The organism is Streptomyces sp. NPDC050263, assembly GCF_040655955.1.
GTDB lineage: Bacteria > Actinomycetota > Actinomycetes > Streptomycetales > Streptomycetaceae > Streptomyces.
The window spans coordinates 1-14576 of sequence record NZ_JBFAKW010000128.1 but is presented as its reverse complement, the minus strand read 5'-3'; the positions used below and the strand labels follow the sequence as shown (position 1 = coordinate 14576).

At 71.6% G+C, this 14576-nt stretch carries 13 protein-coding genes; 10 read left to right on the top strand and 3 right to left on the bottom strand.

The window, feature by feature from the left end; all coding sequences use genetic code 11:
* Positions 1 to 20 precede the first annotated feature (20 nt).
* Both argG and AB0J04_RS37355 read right to left on the bottom strand, forming a co-directional pair.
* Entirely contained in the window at positions 21 to 1475 is a 1455-nt protein-coding gene (gene argG, locus AB0J04_RS37360) for an argininosuccinate synthase (protein WP_363173071.1), read from the bottom strand.
* Between the two features lie 14 nt (positions 1476 to 1489).
* Positions 1490 to 3619, bottom strand: a complete 2130-nt coding sequence (locus AB0J04_RS37355) for an MMPL family transporter (protein WP_363173070.1) — start codon at positions 3617 to 3619, stop codon at positions 1490 to 1492.
* A gap of 161 nt (positions 3620 to 3780) precedes the next feature.
* Here AB0J04_RS37355 and rpe point away from each other — a divergent pair, with 161 nt between their 5' ends.
* The 5 genes from rpe to AB0J04_RS37330 all read left to right on the top strand — a co-directional run bounded on the left by rpe (position 3781) and on the right by AB0J04_RS37330 (position 8044).
* Complete coding sequence (gene rpe, locus AB0J04_RS37350; RefSeq protein WP_363173069.1) at positions 3781 to 4467, top strand: ribulose-phosphate 3-epimerase; 687 nt, start codon at positions 3781 to 3783, stop codon at positions 4465 to 4467.
* Between the two features lie 90 nt (positions 4468 to 4557).
* The gene (locus AB0J04_RS37345; RefSeq protein WP_363173068.1) at positions 4558 to 5601 is read left to right on the top strand and encodes a sugar-binding domain-containing protein; all 1044 of its coding nucleotides are present in this window, start codon (positions 4558 to 4560) and stop codon (positions 5599 to 5601) included.
* A gap of 118 nt (positions 5602 to 5719) precedes the next feature.
* Entirely contained in the window at positions 5720 to 6025 is a 306-nt protein-coding gene (locus tag AB0J04_RS37340) for a barstar family protein (protein WP_363173066.1), read from the top strand.
* Between the two features lie 131 nt (positions 6026 to 6156).
* Entirely contained in the window at positions 6157 to 7596 is a 1440-nt protein-coding gene (locus AB0J04_RS37335; RefSeq protein WP_363173080.1) for a GuaB1 family IMP dehydrogenase-related protein, read from the top strand.
* A 4-nt stretch (positions 7597 to 7600) separates the two neighbouring features.
* The gene (locus tag AB0J04_RS37330) at positions 7601 to 8044 is read left to right on the top strand and encodes an Lrp/AsnC family transcriptional regulator (protein ID WP_363173065.1); all 444 of its coding nucleotides are present in this window, start codon (positions 7601 to 7603) and stop codon (positions 8042 to 8044) included.
* A 16-nt stretch (positions 8045 to 8060) separates the two neighbouring features.
* On the opposite strand, the gene AB0J04_RS37325 is transcribed toward AB0J04_RS37330, so the two are convergent.
* A complete protein-coding gene (locus AB0J04_RS37325; protein WP_363173064.1) occupies positions 8061 to 8801 on the bottom strand; it encodes a GntR family transcriptional regulator in 741 nt (246 codons plus the stop codon).
* A gap of 210 nt (positions 8802 to 9011) precedes the next feature.
* Here AB0J04_RS37325 and AB0J04_RS37320 point away from each other — a divergent pair, with 210 nt between their 5' ends.
* The 5 genes from AB0J04_RS37320 to AB0J04_RS37300 are packed head-to-tail and all read left to right on the top strand — an operon-like array spanning position 9012 to position 14486.
* Positions 9012 to 10160: an extracellular solute-binding protein gene (locus tag AB0J04_RS37320; protein ID WP_363173063.1), complete on the top strand. Its 1149-nt coding sequence runs from the start codon at positions 9012 to 9014 to the stop codon at positions 10158 to 10160.
* Entirely contained in the window at positions 10157 to 11050 is an 894-nt protein-coding gene (locus AB0J04_RS37315; RefSeq protein WP_363173062.1) for an ABC transporter permease subunit, read from the top strand. The genes AB0J04_RS37320 and AB0J04_RS37315 overlap by 4 nt, the downstream gene beginning before the upstream one ends.
* On the top strand, positions 11038 to 11850 hold the full coding sequence (locus AB0J04_RS37310; protein ID WP_363173061.1) for an ABC transporter permease subunit: 813 nt from the start codon (positions 11038 to 11040) through the stop codon (positions 11848 to 11850). The genes AB0J04_RS37315 and AB0J04_RS37310 overlap by 13 nt, the downstream gene beginning before the upstream one ends.
* A 5-nt stretch (positions 11851 to 11855) precedes the next feature.
* The gene (locus AB0J04_RS37305; protein WP_363173060.1) at positions 11856 to 12929 is read left to right on the top strand and encodes an ABC transporter ATP-binding protein; all 1074 of its coding nucleotides are present in this window, start codon (positions 11856 to 11858) and stop codon (positions 12927 to 12929) included.
* A gap of 39 nt (positions 12930 to 12968) precedes the next feature.
* Positions 12969 to 14486: an HAD-IA family hydrolase gene (locus AB0J04_RS37300; protein WP_363173059.1), complete on the top strand. Its 1518-nt coding sequence runs from the start codon at positions 12969 to 12971 to the stop codon at positions 14484 to 14486.
* Positions 14487 to 14576 lie beyond the last annotated feature (90 nt).

Sequence of the window (14576 nt, the reverse complement as noted above, 5' to 3'; positions counted from 1 at the left end):
GGTGGTCCGTCCCCTCGGGGTCAGTCCGTGCCGAACTCCATCGCCGCGCGGTCCAGCAGCGCTTCGTCCTCGGAGACCTCGCCGCGGGAGGCGATGGCCTCGGCGCCGCCCTCCGGCAGCTCCGGCATGGTGCCGATCAGGCCGGTCGCGGCCGCCTGGGAGGCGCCGACGGTGGGGCTGCCGGTGCCGATCAGGCCGAGGCCGACGTACTGCTCCAGCTTGGCGCGGGAGTCGGCGATGTCGAGGTTGCGCATGGTGAGCTGGCCGATCCGGTCCACCGGACCGAACGCGGAGTCCTCGGTGCGCTCCATCGACAGCTTGTCCGGGTGGTAGCTGAACGCCGGGCCGGTCGTGTCGAGGAGCGAGTAGTCCTCGCCGCGGCGCAGCCGCAGGGTGACCTCGCCGGTGACGGCCGCGCCGACCCAGCGCTGGAGCGACTCGCGGATCATCAGCGCCTGCGGGTCCAGCCAGCGTCCCTCGTACATGAGGCGGCCCAGGCGGCGGCCTTCGTTGTGGTACTGGGCGAGGGTGTCCTCGTTGTGGATCGCGTTGACGAGCCGCTCGTAGGCGGCGTGCAGCAGGGCCATGCCCGGGGCCTCGTAGATGCCGCGGCTCTTGGCCTCGATGATGCGGTTCTCGATCTGGTCCGACATGCCCAGGCCGTGCCGGCCGCCGATGGCGTTGGCCTCCATCACCAGGTCGACGGGGGAGGAGAACTCCTTGCCGTTGATCGTGACCGGACGGCCCTGGTCGAAGCCGATCGTCACGTCCTCGGGGGCGATCTCGACCAACGGGTCCCAGAACCGCACGCCCATGATGGGCTCGACGGTCTCCACACCGGTGTCCAGGTGCTCCAGGGTCTTGGCCTCGTGGGTGGCGCCCCAGATGTTGGCGTCGGTGGAGTACGCCTTCTCCGTGCTGTCCCGGTAGGGCAGGTCATGGGCGACCAGCCACTCCGACATCTCCTTGCGCCCGCCCAGCTCGGTCACGAAGTCCGCGTCCAGCCAGGGCTTGTAGATCCGCAGGTGCGGGTTGGCGAGCAGGCCGTAGCGGTAGAACCGCTCGATGTCGTTGCCCTTGAAGGTCGAGCCGTCGCCCCAGATCTGGACGTTGTCCTCGAGCATCGCCCGGACCAGCAGCGTGCCTGTGACGGCACGGCCCAGCGGCGTCGTGTTGAAGTAGGCGCGCCCGCCGGAGCGGATGTGGAACGCCCCGCAGGTGAGCGCGGCCAGGCCCTCCTCGACGAGCGCGGCGCGGCAGTCGACCAGGCGCGCGATCTCGGCGCCGTAGCTCATCGCGCGACCGGGCACCGAGGCGATGTCGGGCTCGTCGTACTGGCCGATGTCGGCGGTGTAGGTGCACGGAACGGCACCCTTGTCGCGCATCCACGCGACCGCGACCGAGGTGTCGAGCCCGCCGGAGAAGGCGATGCCGACGCGCTCGCCGGCGGGAAGGGAGGTGAGGACCTTGGACATAGGAAGATTATGCATCAACTCGCATGGTCATGCAAAGGGCCTCGGGGCTCATCGGATTTCGACAGCCGGCGGTTCGGCCACCACACCTTCGGACCGATGTCCAGGAACAGCGAGGTGACCAGCACCGACCGCACGATGAAGGTGTCCAGGAGGACGCCCAGGGCCACCGCGAAGCCGATCTCCGCGAAGGCGACCATGGGCAGGGTGCCGAGCGCCGCGAACGTGCCGGCCAGGACCAGGCCCGCCGAGGTGATCACCGCGCCGGTCGCCGCCAGGCCCGTCACCACGCCCTGCCGGGTGCCCTGCCGGCCGGCCTCCTCGCGGATGCGGGTGGTCAGGAAGATGTTGTAGTCGATGCCCAGGGCCACCAGGAAGACGAAGACGAAGAGCGGGAAGTCCGTGGACTCGCCCGCGTAGTCGAAGACATGGCGGAACGCGAGCGCGCTGATGCCCAGCGCCGCCGCGAAGGACAGGATCACCGTCCCGACCAGCAGCAGCGGGGCGATCAGGGCGCGCAGCAGACCGCAGAGGATGAGCAGGACCACGACCAGGACCAACGGGATGATCAGCAGGTTGTCGTGCGTGGTCGCCTTGTCCATGTCCAGCAGGGCCGCCGTGCCGCCGCCCACCTGCGCGTCGGCGTCGGGCACCGCGTGCACGGCGTCCCGGACCCGCTCCACGGTCTGCTTCGCGGCCTCGCTGTCCGCCGGGTCGGTCATCGTCGCCTCGAACAGCACCTGGCCGTCGTGGACCGGTTTCGTGCCCGGCGGCAGCCCGAGGGAGGTCGGCACGACGCCTTCGGTGGCGGCCACCGCCTCGCCCACCTGCCGGGCCTGGGCCTGGTCGGAGACGATGACGAGCGGATCGCCGCTGCCCGCCGGGAAGTACTTCTCGGACACCTCCTGGCCGGTGACCGAGTCGGGTGTGCCGGTGAACGCGTCCGCGTTGCTGATGCCCTCCGCGCGCAACTGGATCAGGCCGAGCGAACAGATCGCCAGGACGAGCGCCGTCACGGCCCAGATCATGCGCGGGCGGCGGGCGATGCCCCGGCCCGTGCGGGCCCAGACGCCGTGCTCGGTCGGATCGGCCGAGCCGAAGTGCGGGATCGCCGGCCAGAAGATCCAGCGGCCGCAGATCACCAGCAGGGCGGGGAAGAGCGTCATCATCGCCAGCAGCGCCACCGCCACCCCGATGGCCGCGACGGGGCCGAGACCGCGGGTGGAGTTCATCTCGGCGGCCAGCAGCACCAGCATGCTCAGGACGACCGTGGCGCCGGAGGCCAGTACCGCCGGGCCCGCGCGGTGCAGCGCCAGGGCCATCGCCTCGTGCCGGTCCTCGTGCCGGCGCAGTTCCTCCCGGTAACGGGCCACCAGCAGCAGGGCGTAGTCCGTGCCCGCGCCGAACACCAGCACCGTCAGGATTCCGGCGCTCTGACCGTTCACCGTCAGGCCCGCGTGCTCGGCCAGGAAGTAGATGAGGGCCTGCGCGGTGAACAGCGCGGCGACCACGGCCAGCACCGGGACGATGAGCAGGGTCGGGCTGCGGTAGGTGGCCAGGAGCATGACGACGACGACCGCCATCGCCGACAGCAGCAGGGTCGAGTCGATGCCCTCGAAGGCCTCGGAGAAGTCCGCCGAAGTGCCGCCGGGCCCGGTGATGTGCACGGCCGGCCCGGCCGCGCCGTCGTCGACGATGCCCCGGATCGAGTCGACGGCCGGGGCGATCCGCTCCCAGCCCTTCTCGTCCATGGTGATCGGCACATAGACCTGGGCGGCGCGCGGTTCGGTGGGGCGGTCGTAGACCGGGCCGCGGGTCTCGGCGCCCCGGATGCCGTGGTCGGTGAGCTGCTTGAGCCGGCCGACGTCCTCGGCGATCCGCGCCCGGTCCTGCGCCGTCAGACCCGCCTCACGGGCGTAGACGACGACCGCGGGGATCTGCTCGGGCCGGAAGTCCTCCGAGATCTCCAGCACCTGCGTCGACTCGGCCGACCCGGGCAGCCAGGAGGCCGCGTCGTTGTCCTGGGCATCGGTGAGCTTCGAGGCGAACGGAGCCGTCAGGAACAGCAGCACCACCCACAACCCGAGCACCACCCACTTCGCCCGCCGACCGCAGACGAGATGCCCGATCCCACGGTTCCCGGTCATTTCCACCCTCGCACCAGTGCCCCGTAAGGGGCGCGGGGCTGAGACATCTGCGGCTCCGCCGCGCGGGCGCGACCGGCCACGGACGGCCGTCTGTCGACAACTGACCGCAACCACCCAGGACCGATGCCGCCAACCCCCGGAGGGCATGGCAGGCTTGGGGCATGGCCGTGCAGATCAACCCCAGCATCCTGTCCGCCGACTTCGCCCGCCTTGCGGACGAGGCGAAGGCGGTCGATGGAGCCGACTGGCTCCACGTCGACGTCATGGACAACCATTTCGTCCCGAACCTCACGCTCGGTGTGCCGGTCGTAGAGTCACTGGCCCGTGCGACGGACACTCCGCTGGACTGCCATCTGATGATCGAGGCCCCCGATCGCTGGGCCCCGCAGTACGTCGAGGCGGGTGCCTCGTCCGTGACGTTCCACGTCGAGGCGGCCGCCGCGCCCGTGCGACTCGCCCGCGAGATCCGGGCGAAGGGCGCCCGGGCCTCCATGGCACTCAGGCCCGCGACGCCGATCGAGCCGTACGAAGACCTGCTGCCCGAACTCGACATGCTGCTGATCATGACGGTCGAACCGGGCTTCGGAGGCCAGGCGTTCCTCGACATCATGCTGCCGAAGATCCGCCGCACCCGCGAGTTGATCAGCAAGCACGGCCTCGACCTGTGGCTCCAGATCGACGGCGGGGTCTCGGCCGAGACGATCGAGCGGTGCGCCGAGGCGGGCGCGGACGTGTTCGTGGCCGGTTCCGCCGTGTACGGGGCCGCTGACCCGGCTGCCGCGGTCCGTGGCCTGCGGGCTCAGGCGGAGGCGGCGACCGCCGGTGCCTCGTGGGCTTGTGAACACTGAACCAACCACTTACCGACAGGAATGTGAACGGCTCCCATCAGAGCTGATCAACTGCGCCGGATCTGCGAGGATGAACGGCGTATCCAGAGTGTGAACAGCAGTGAGGAGATCGCCGTGTCGGGTATGTCGGCGGGCCGGTCAGCCATGCGGATGGGACCCGCTGAGCTGGTGCAGGCGGCGGCCATGGCCCGCCGCTTCTACCTCGAGGGCAAGTCCAAGATCCAGATCGCGGAGGAGTTCGGCGTCAGCCGCTTCAAGGTGGCCCGGGTCCTGGAGACCGCCCTCGAACGGGATCTCGTACGGATCGAGATCCGCGTGCCGGCCGAACTGGACGCGGAGCGCTCGGACGCGCTCCGCGCCCGCTACGGCCTCAGGCACGCCGTCGTGGTCGAGTCCCCGGCCGAGGCCGAGGAGACCACGGACCCCGAGAACCTCGGGGAAGTCGCCGCCGACCTGCTCGGCGAACTGGTCAACGAGGGGGATGTACTGGGGCTGGCCTGGGGCCGGTCCACGATTCACATGGCGGCGGCGCTGGACCGGCTGCCGCCCTGCACGGTCGTGCAGTTGACGGGTGTGTACGACGCCGGCACCGCCGAGCGCGGCTCGGTCGAGGCCGTCCGCCGCGCCGCCCAGGTGTCCGGCGGCGACGCGCACCCCATCTACGCGCCGATGCTGCTGCCGGACGCGGCCACCGCGATCGCGCTGCGTCACCAGACGGGGATCGCCCGGGCCTTCGAGTACTTCGACAAGGTCACGGTCGCCTGTGTCTCCATCGGCTCCTGGGAGGCGGGCATCTCGACGGTGCACGACATGCTCAGCGACGAGGAGCGCAGCCACTACGCCTCGCTCGGGGTCGCCGCCGAGATGTCCGCGCACCTCTTCGACTCCGACGGCCGCAGGGTCGGACGCGACCTGGGCGAGCGGTGCATCACGGTCAAAGCCGACCAGCTGCGCCGGGTGCCCGAGGTCGTCGCGATCGCGGGCGGTCAGCGCAAGGCGGCCGCGATCGACGCGGTGCTGCGGTCCGGGCTCGTCACCAGCCTGGTGACGGACACGTCCGCGGCCGACTATCTGATGACGGCGGGGCCGACGCCCAAGCCCGCCCTCAACCGGACGGACCCGGACGGCATCTGACCGGTCCCCGCGGCAGGCAGGTCACGAGGGGGCGGTCGTCACGGCCGTCCCCTTGATCGTTCCCCCCACCTTGATCGTTCCCCCCCCCACAACCACGATCGCCTCAGGACGGTGCTGGATGACGGAGCACGTGCTCACGCTGGACCTCGACGGGGTCACGGACAAGGCGGCCCTGATGGACCGCTGTGCCAAGCACCTGGAGCTGCCCGACTGGTTCGGGCGCAACTGGGACGCCCTCGCCGACAGCCTCACCGACCTTCCGGACGGGCCCGAGTCCGGGCCGGTGCTGGTCGTCGTACGCAACTGGCGGCCGTACGCGAAGGCGCGGCCGGAGGAGTGGGAGATCGCGCAGGAGGTGTTCTCCGCGGCGGTGGACCAGGTGCCCGCGCTGTCGATGGTGCTCGCTCTCGGAGGATCCTCCTAGGATCCCGGCGAGCTGCTTGGACGTTCGGTCCGGGCATCGCATCACGGGCTCCGTGGGACAATCAAGTACGTGCTTCTCCCCCTGGCTGACCTGTCCGGGGGTCACCTCTGAACGACTGGGATGTGCAGCACGTGCGTTTCCTCAACGACATCCAGCCCGCGTACGACCTCACCTACGACGACGTCTTCATGGTGCCGAGCCGCAGCGCCGTCGGGTCGCGTCAGGGCGTGGACCTGGCCGCCCCGGACGGCACGGGCACCACGATTCCGCTGGTCGTCGCCAACATGACCGCCGTCGCCGGACGCCGGATGGCCGAGACCATGGCCCGGCGCGGCGGGCTCGTGGTGATCCCGCAGGACATCCCGATCGACGTCGTCGCCGAGGTCGTCGGCTGGGTCAAGAGCCGCCACCTGGTGCTGGACACCCCGATCGTGCTCGCCCCGCACCAGACGGTGGCCGACGCGCTCGCGCTGCTGCCCAAGCGGGCGCACAACGCGGGCGTCGTCGTCGACGAGGACTCGCGTCCGGTCGGCGTCGTCACGGACGCGGACCTGAGCGGGGTCGACCGCTTCACGCAGCTCGAGGTCGTCATGTCCCGGGACCTGCTGCTCCTCGACGCCGACATCGACCCGCGCGAGGCCTTCAACACGCTCGACGCGGCCAACCGGCGCTACGCCCCCGCCGTCGACGAGGACGGCCGGCTCGCCGGCATCCTCACCCGCAAGGGCGCCCTGCGCGCCACGCTGTACACGCCGGCCGTCGACAAGGACGGCAGGCTGCGCATCGCCGCGGCCGTCGGCATCAACGGAGATGTCGCGGGCAAGGCCAAGCAGCTGCTCGACGCGGGCGTGGACACGCTCGTCATCGACACGGCGCACGGCCACCAGGAGTCGATGATCGCCGCGGTCCGTACCGTGCGCGCGCTCGACCCGCAGGTGCCGATCGCCGCCGGCAACATCGTCTCGGCCGAGGGCGTCAAGGACCTGATCGACGCGGGCGCCGACATCATCAAGGTCGGCGTCGGCCCCGGCGCCATGTGCACCACCCGGATGATGACCGGTGTGGGCCGGCCGCAGTTCTCGGCCGTCCTGGAGTGCGCGGCCGAGGCGAGGAAGCACGGCAAGCACGTGTGGGCCGACGGCGGTGTCCGCCACCCCCGCGACGTCGCCATGGCACTGGCCGCGGGCGCGTCCAACGTGATGGTCGGCTCCTGGTTCGCGGGGACCTACGAGTCGCCGGGCGACCTTCAGCACGACGCGAACGGCCGCCCCTACAAGGAGTCGTTCGGCATGGCGTCCGCACGCGCCGTCCGCAACCGCACGTCGGAGGAGTCGGCCTACGACCGCGCCCGCAAGGCGCTGTTCGAGGAGGGCATCTCCACCTCCCGCATGTTCCTCGACCCGGCCCGCCCGGGCGTCGAGGACCTGATCGACTCGATCATCGCGGGCGTCCGGTCCTCCTGCACGTACGCCGGCGCGGCTTCCTTGGAGGAGTTCGCCGAGAAGGCCGTCGTGGGCATCCAGAGCGCGGCCGGCTATGCCGAGGGCAAGCCGCTGCACTCGAGTTGGTAACGCCGTGCTGAACGATCTCGACGAACGCATCGTCCACGCCCTGGCCGAGGACGCCCGCCGGTCCTTCGCGGACATCGGGCAACTGGTCGGGCTGTCCGCGCCCGCCGTGAAGCGGCGCGTGGACCGGCTGCGGGCCTCCGGAGCCATCACCGGCTTCACCGTGCGGGTCGACCCGGCGGCCCTCGGCTGGGAGACCGAGGGGTTCGTCGAGATCTACTGCCGGCGCAACACCTCCCCGGAGACCATCCAGCGGGGCCTGGAGCGCTACCAGGAGGTCGTGGCCGCCTCCACCGTCACCGGTGAGGCGGACGCGGTCGCCCAGGTCTTCGCCGCCGACATGCGCCACTTCGAGAGGGTCCTGGAGCGGATCGCCGGGGAGCCCTTCGTGGAACGCACCAAGTCGGTCCTGGTCCTGTCCCCGCTCCTCCGCCGCTTCTCGCCCGCCTAGCCAGGGACTGTCCGCCCTAGGTCGCGGGCTTGCGGGACAGGGCGTTGTTGTCGATCGAGTTGTGCACGCTGAAGCTCACCGCGTCCGAGCGGTAGCGGTCGTCGGACCATTCGACCGGGCGGCCCTCGTACGTCGTGGTGACCCGGCGGACCCGCAGCAGCGGGCTGGTGCGCCGGATGCCGAGCAGTTCGGCGTCCTGCGCGCCCGCCGCCACGGCGTCGATCACATGCTCGCCGTAGGCGAAGACCAGCCCGGTGTCGTCCAGCAGCCGCTGGGTGACGGACGGGCAGTCCGGCTCGATCGGCTCGACGGCGGGGGCGATCCAGTCGGCGTACACGGTCCGTTCCAGGAGCACCGGCTCGCCGTCCAGCCCGCGTACCCGCAGGACCTGCAACACCTGTGCGCCCGGGGCGAGTTGCAGCCGTGCCGTGTCCTCCGTGCTCGCCGGGCGGTACTCCTGCGCGACCACCAGGCCGGTCGCCTCGCGGCCCATCGCGCGCGCCCACTGGGCGAAGCTGCGCAGTTCGGCGAAGCTCTGGCTGCGGCGGCTGGCCAGGACCACCCGGCGGGCGCCCTGGCGGGAGCCGATGAGGCCTTCGGCGGTGAGGGCGGCGACCGCCTGACGGACCGTGCCGCGCGAGACGCCGTAGTGGGCCGCGAGGTCGGTCTCGGCGGGCAGCAGGGCGCCCACGGTGTACTCCTCGCGGTCGATCGCCCGACGCAGCTCGTCGGCGATCTCCTCATGTCGCGCAGCCATGCTTCCCCTCTGAGTAGGCCCCTGTGCACAGCGTGACCAGCCTAGACGACTGGGGGCCGGGTCGGCCGACGGTACAGATTGTGCGAGAAACCAGGGCTCAGGGTTTCGCCAGAGTTTACGGAGGGGACACCAGCGGCAGGCGTACTGAGGCCAACTTGTTCAGACAAGTTGCCTCGCCTTCCGCACTCTCACGCGTCCCCTGGAGTAGCCGTGACCGTGTCCCTGCCGAGAACCGCCGCCCTCGGCGTCATCGCCGCCCTCGCCCTGAGTGCGTGCGGCGCCGCTCCCGACGACAACACCTCCACGACCGCCGACGGCAAGAACGCCGCCACGGCCACCTCCGCCGCCGACTTCGGCGGCCTCGACGCCCTCGTCGCGGCCGCGAAGAAGGAGGGCAAGCTCAACGCCATCGCACTGCCCCGCGACTGGGCCAACTACGGCGCCCTCATAGACGGCTTCGAGAAGAAGTACGGCATCAAGATCGCCGTCGAGAACCCGGACGGCACCAGTCAGGACGAGATCAACGCCGTCACCTCGCGCAAGGGCCAGGACCGGGCGCCCGACGTCCTCGACCTGGGCAGCTCGTTCGCGATCAGCGCCGCCCAGCAGGGACTGCTCGCGCCGTACAAGGTCGCCTCGTACGCCGACCTCCCCGAGGGGCAGAAGGACGCGCAGGCCCGCTGGTACAACGACTACGGCGGCTACATCTCCATCGGCTGCGACGCCAAGCGGGTCACGACCTGTCCGACCACCTTCGCGGACCTGCTCAAGCCGCAGTACAAGGGCCAGGTCGCCCTCAACGGCAACCCCACCAAGTCGGGTTCCGCCTTCGGCGGCGTCTACGCGGCGGCCCTCGCGAGCGGCGGCTCCTTCGACGACATCCAGCCCGGCCTCGACTTCTTCGCCAAGCTGAAGAAGAACGGCAACTACACGCCCGTCGAGTCGACCCCGGCCACCGTCGAGAAGGGCGAGACGCCCATCAGCATCGACTGGGACTACCTCAACGCCGGATACGCCGACGAGTTCAAGTCCAAGGGCGTGGACTGGAAGGTCGTGGTCCCGAGCGACGGCCAGTTCTCCCAGTTCTACTCCCAGGCCGTCAACAAGGACGCCCCGCACCCGGCGGCCGCCCGGCTGTGGCAGGAGTACCTCTACAGCGCCGAGGGCCAGAACCTGTGGCTCAAGGGCTACGCCCGTCCGGCCCTGATGACCGCCATGGAGAAGGCCGGCACCCTCGACAAGACGGCCGCCGCCAAGCTCCCCGAGGTCTCCGGGACGCCCGCCTTCCCGACCGAGGCCCAGCAGAGCAAGGCCAAGACGGTCCTCGGGCAGGGCTGGGCGAAGGCCGTCTCCGGATGACCTCCACCGCCGTACGGGTCGACCTGGGTGCCGCCGCAGCGGTGAAGCGGCGGCGGCTCCCCGGCTGGCTCGCCGTCGTCCCGCTGCTGCTCTTCACCGCCCTAGCCTTCGGCCTGCCCGCCCTTGCCATGCTGGACGGCGCCTTCACCGCCAAGGACCCGGCTACCGGCGCCACCTCGTACACGGCCGACAACCTGACGGCCTCCCTGCGCGGCGCGTATCTGACGGCCCTGCTCGGCAGTGTGAAGCTGTCCGCCGTGTCGGCGGCGCTCGGCGCGCTGCTCGGACTGCCGCTCGCCCAGGCCGTCGTGACCTCCCGCTTCCGTGCGCTGCGCGAGGCCGTGCTCACCGCGTCCGGGGTGCTGGCCAACTTCGGCGGCGTCCCGCTGGCCTTCGCCTTCGTCGCCACGCTCGGCAACGCCGGTGTGCTGACCCGGCGCTTCGGCCTCCAGGACAAGGGCTGGGACCTCTACAGCTTCTGGGGCCTGGTCATCGTCTACCTGTACTTCCTGATCCCGCTGATGGTCCTCACCATCACGCCCGCCCTGGAGGGCCTGCGCGTCCAGTGGCGCGAGGCCGCGCAGAACAACGGAGCGACTCCCGCGCAGTACTGGCGGCACGTCGCCCTGCCCGTCCTGCTGCCCTCGCTCCTCGGCGGGCTGGTGCTGCTCTTCGGCAGCGCCTTCGCCGCGTACGCCACCGCCGCCGCCATGGTGGGCAGCTCCATCCCGCTGGTCACGCTGCAGATCGCCGACGCCATCTCCGGCAACGTGCTGGTCGGCCAGGAGAACGTGGCGCTCGCCCTCAGCCTCGACATGGTCCTGGTGGCGGGCCTGGTCATGGCCGTGTACCTGCCCCTGCAACGGAGGAGCGCGCGATGGCTCGCCTGACCCTGTGGCGGTGGGGCGTCCTCGGCCTCGCCGGGCTGTACTTCCTGGTGCCCCTGGCCGCGTCGGTCGTCTTCACGGTCGACGTGCCCGGACAGGGGATCACCTTCGACGCCTACAGCCAGATCTTCGCCACCGACGGCTTCGCCTCCAGCCTGCTGCTGTCGCTGGAGCTGGCGCTCGCCACCATCGCCGTCGTCCTGCTGCTGATGGTGCCCGCGACGGTCGCGCTGCGCCTCGGCGCGCCCCGGCTGCGGCCGGTCGTCGAGGTGGTGTGCTCGCTGCCGCTGGTCGTGCCGCCGATCGCGTTCGTCGCCGGCATCGGCACCGTGCTCAAGTGGGGGCCCGAGCACCTCTCCCGCACCCCGCTGTTCGAGACGTTCGTCGCGATCCAGAACCCCGACTTCCCCCTCGTCCTCGTCCTTGCCTACGTCGTGATGGCGCTGCCGTTCGTGTACCGGGCGCTGGACGCGGGGCTGCGCTCGGTCGACGTGCGCACCCTCGTCGAGGCCGCCCGCAGTTGCGGGGCCGGCTGGCCGCAGGCACTCTTCCGGGTCGTCCTGCCCAACCTGCGCGGCGCGCTGCTCAACGCGTCCTTCCTCACGCTGGCGCTGGTGCTCGGCGAGTTCACCGTGGCCCAACTGCTGGGCTTCCGGCCGTTCGCCGTGTGGATCGTGAACGTCAGCGGCTCGCAGGCCCAGCTCTCCGTCGCCGTGTCCGTGCTCAGCCTGCTCGTGACATGGGTCCTGCTCCTCGCGCTCGCCGGCTTCGGCGGACGCGCCCGTACCGCATCCCGGGGATGACCAACATGACCGTGATTGAGAAGACAGCGACGAGGACCGGGGCCGCCACCGTCGAATTCCGGGGCCTGCGGCGGGAGTTCGGCCCGACCGTCGCGCTCGACGGATTCGACCTGAGCGTCCGGCCGGGTGAACTCCTCGCCCTGCTCGGCCCCTCCGGCTGCGGCAAGACCACCGCCCTGCGGATGCTCGCCGGCTTCGAACACCCCGACGCCGGTGAGGTGTTGGTGGACGGCGAGGACGTCACCCGGGTCCCGGCGCACCGCCGGGACGCCGGGATGGTCTTCCAGTCGTACAGCCTCTTCCCGCATCTCGACGCGCTCGACAACGTCGCCTTCGGGCTGCGGATGCGGAAGGTGAGCAAGGCCGAACGGCGATTCCGGGCCGACGAGTTGCTCCACCTGGTCGGACTCGGCGACAAGGGCGGCCGTTTCCCGCACCAGCTCTCCGGCGGCCAGCAGCAGCGCGTCGCCCTGGCCCGCGCCCTCGCCCTGCGCCCCCGCGTGCTGCTCCTGGACGAACCGTTGTCGGCGCTCGACGCCAAGGTCCGGCTCACCCTCCGCGAGGAGATCCGGCGGCTCCAGCAGGAGCTCGGCATCACCACCTTGTTCGTCACCCACGACCAGGAGGAGGCCCTGTCCATGGCGGACCGGGTCGCCGTCATGCACGCCGGACGGCTCGAACAGTGCGCCGCCCCGGCCGAGTTGTACGGCCGGCCCGCCACCGCCTTCGTCGCCGAGTTCGTCGGCACGATGAGCCGGATCCCGGGACGGCTCGACGGCGACGCCGTCGAGGTGCTCGGGCGGCGGCTGCCGGTCGACGGCCCGGCTCCGGCCGTCGCCGAGGTGGACGTGCTGGTGCGGCCGGAGGCCGTGGGCGTGCGGCCCGCGGAGGACGGCGACGCGCGTGTGGTCGCCACGTCCTTCCTGGGCGCGGCCGTCCGCGTCACCGTCCGGCTCGCCGACGGCACCGAGGTGAAGGCCGACCTGCCCGCCCACGAGGCCGCCGCCCTCGCCGCGGGCGCCCCGGTGCGCGTCTCGCTGCCGGACCGCCCGGTGCTCGTCGCCGCCCGCACCTCCTGATCCCACGATCCCGCAACTCCCGTGTCGAAAGAGGCAACCGTGACCCGACTCCCGCTCCAGGCCGTCCTGTTCGACATGGACGGCACGCTCGTCGACACCGAGCGACTGTGGTGGGAGGCGGTGCAGCAGGTGGCCGGCCGGGCGCTGACCGAGGCGGACCAGCCGGAGGTGCTCGGCAGGCCCGTCGAGCACACCGCCGACTGGCTGTCCGCCGCCACGGGCCGGCCCGCCCCGCAGCTCGCCGACGCGCTCCACCGGGAGTTCGCCGACCGCGTCCACGCCGGTATCGAGCCCCGCCCCGGCGCCCTCGACCTGCTCGACGCCCTCGCCCACGACGGCGTGCCGACGGCCCTGGTGACCGCCTCCCCCCGATCGGTCGCCGACACCGTGCTCCGCGCCCTCGGCGCGAGCCGCTTCGCCGTCACCGTGACCGCCGACGACACCGAGCGCACCAAGCCCGCCCCCGACCCCTACCTCGCCGCCTGCCACGCCCTCGGCGTCGACCCCGCGGCCTGTGTGGCCGTCGAGGACACCGAGACCGGCGTGGCCTCCGCCGAGGCGGCCGGCTGCGCGGTGCTCGCGGTGCCGTCCCTCGCGCCCATCGGCGCGGCCCCCGGCCGGACCGTCCTGGCCGGTCTGGGGGGCGTCACCCCCGAGCGGCTGCGCGGCCTGCTGCCGCACCGGCTCCGCGTCATGACCTGGAACCTCTGGTACGGCGGCACGAAGGTCCGCGACCACCGGGCCAAGCAGCTCAAGGTCATCACGGAGACCGACGTGGACGTGATCGGCCTCCAGGAGACGTACGGCACCGCCGCCGAGGAACTCGCCGCAGCGCTCGGCTGGCACTGCCACCGGGCCGGGGAGAACCTCGGGATCATCAGCCGCCACCCGATCACGGCCGCCCTCGGCGACCCCGACGTGGGCTTCTACGGAGCGACGGGCGCCCGCATCGAAGTCGGCGGCACAGGCGGCACAGGCGGCACAGGCGGCGTCGACGGCAGCGCCGGCACCGAGGTCGACGTCTGGACGGCGCACCTCGACTACACGCCCTACGGCCCCTACGAGGAGGCCTTCGACGGGTTGCCGGCCGTCGACCTGATCGCCCACGAGAAGGTCCGGCTCGCCCAGCTCCGGGACGCCCTGGACCGGATCGGCGAGGACACCGGCGTGCCCGTCGTCCTCGTCGGCGACTTCAACAGCCCTTCCCACCTCGACCGGCCGGACGTCGAGTGGCCGGTGACGAAGGCGGCCGAGGACGCGGGCTTCACCGACTCCTACCGCGCGGCCCGCCCCGACCCGGTACGGGACCCCGGCCACACCTGGTCCCCGGTGCACGCCGAGCACGAGGACGGCAGCGGCCGCCCGGAACCGCAGGACCGGATCGACTTCGTGCTCCACCGGGGCGGGCAGCGGGGTGCTCTGAACGTGCTCGACTCCCGGACGTACGTCAGCGGCGCCCCCCGGACCTGGCCGGACGTCGAGGACAACGACTGGCCGTCCGACCACGCGGCCGTGATCACCACATACGCCCTGGGCGGCGCGGCCGGAGTTGTCTAACGACGTGGTGTACGACAGTGATCGCGGTCTGAGCCGGAACGCAGAGTGAGCCGCACGGGTTGGTGTTGTTGTGACGCAATACCTGGCCCG

Bases quoted from the DNA above. Each gene is read 5' to 3' on its own strand.
- AB0J04_RS37305 (WP_363173060.1), top strand. From the start codon at position 11,856: ATGACCGTGATTGAGAAGACAGCGACGAGGACCGGGGCCGCCACCGTC.
- AB0J04_RS37315 (WP_363173062.1), top strand. From the start codon at position 10,157: ATGACCTCCACCGCCGTACGGGTCGACCTGGGTGCCGCCGCAGCGGTG.
- AB0J04_RS37340 (WP_363173066.1), top strand. From the start codon at position 5,720: ATGACGGAGCACGTGCTCACGCTGGACCTCGACGGGGTCACGGACAAG.
- AB0J04_RS37355 (WP_363173070.1), bottom strand. From the start codon at position 3,619: ATGACCGGGAACCGTGGGATCGGGCATCTCGTCTGCGGTCGGCGGGCG.
- rpe (WP_363173069.1), top strand. From the start codon at position 3,781: ATGGCCGTGCAGATCAACCCCAGCATCCTGTCCGCCGACTTCGCCCGC.
- AB0J04_RS37325 (WP_363173064.1), bottom strand. From the start codon at position 8,801: ATGGCTGCGCGACATGAGGAGATCGCCGACGAGCTGCGTCGGGCGATC.
- argG (WP_363173071.1), bottom strand. From the start codon at position 1,475: ATGTCCAAGGTCCTCACCTCCCTTCCCGCCGGCGAGCGCGTCGGCATC.
- AB0J04_RS37310 (WP_363173061.1), top strand. From the start codon at position 11,038: ATGGCTCGCCTGACCCTGTGGCGGTGGGGCGTCCTCGGCCTCGCCGGG.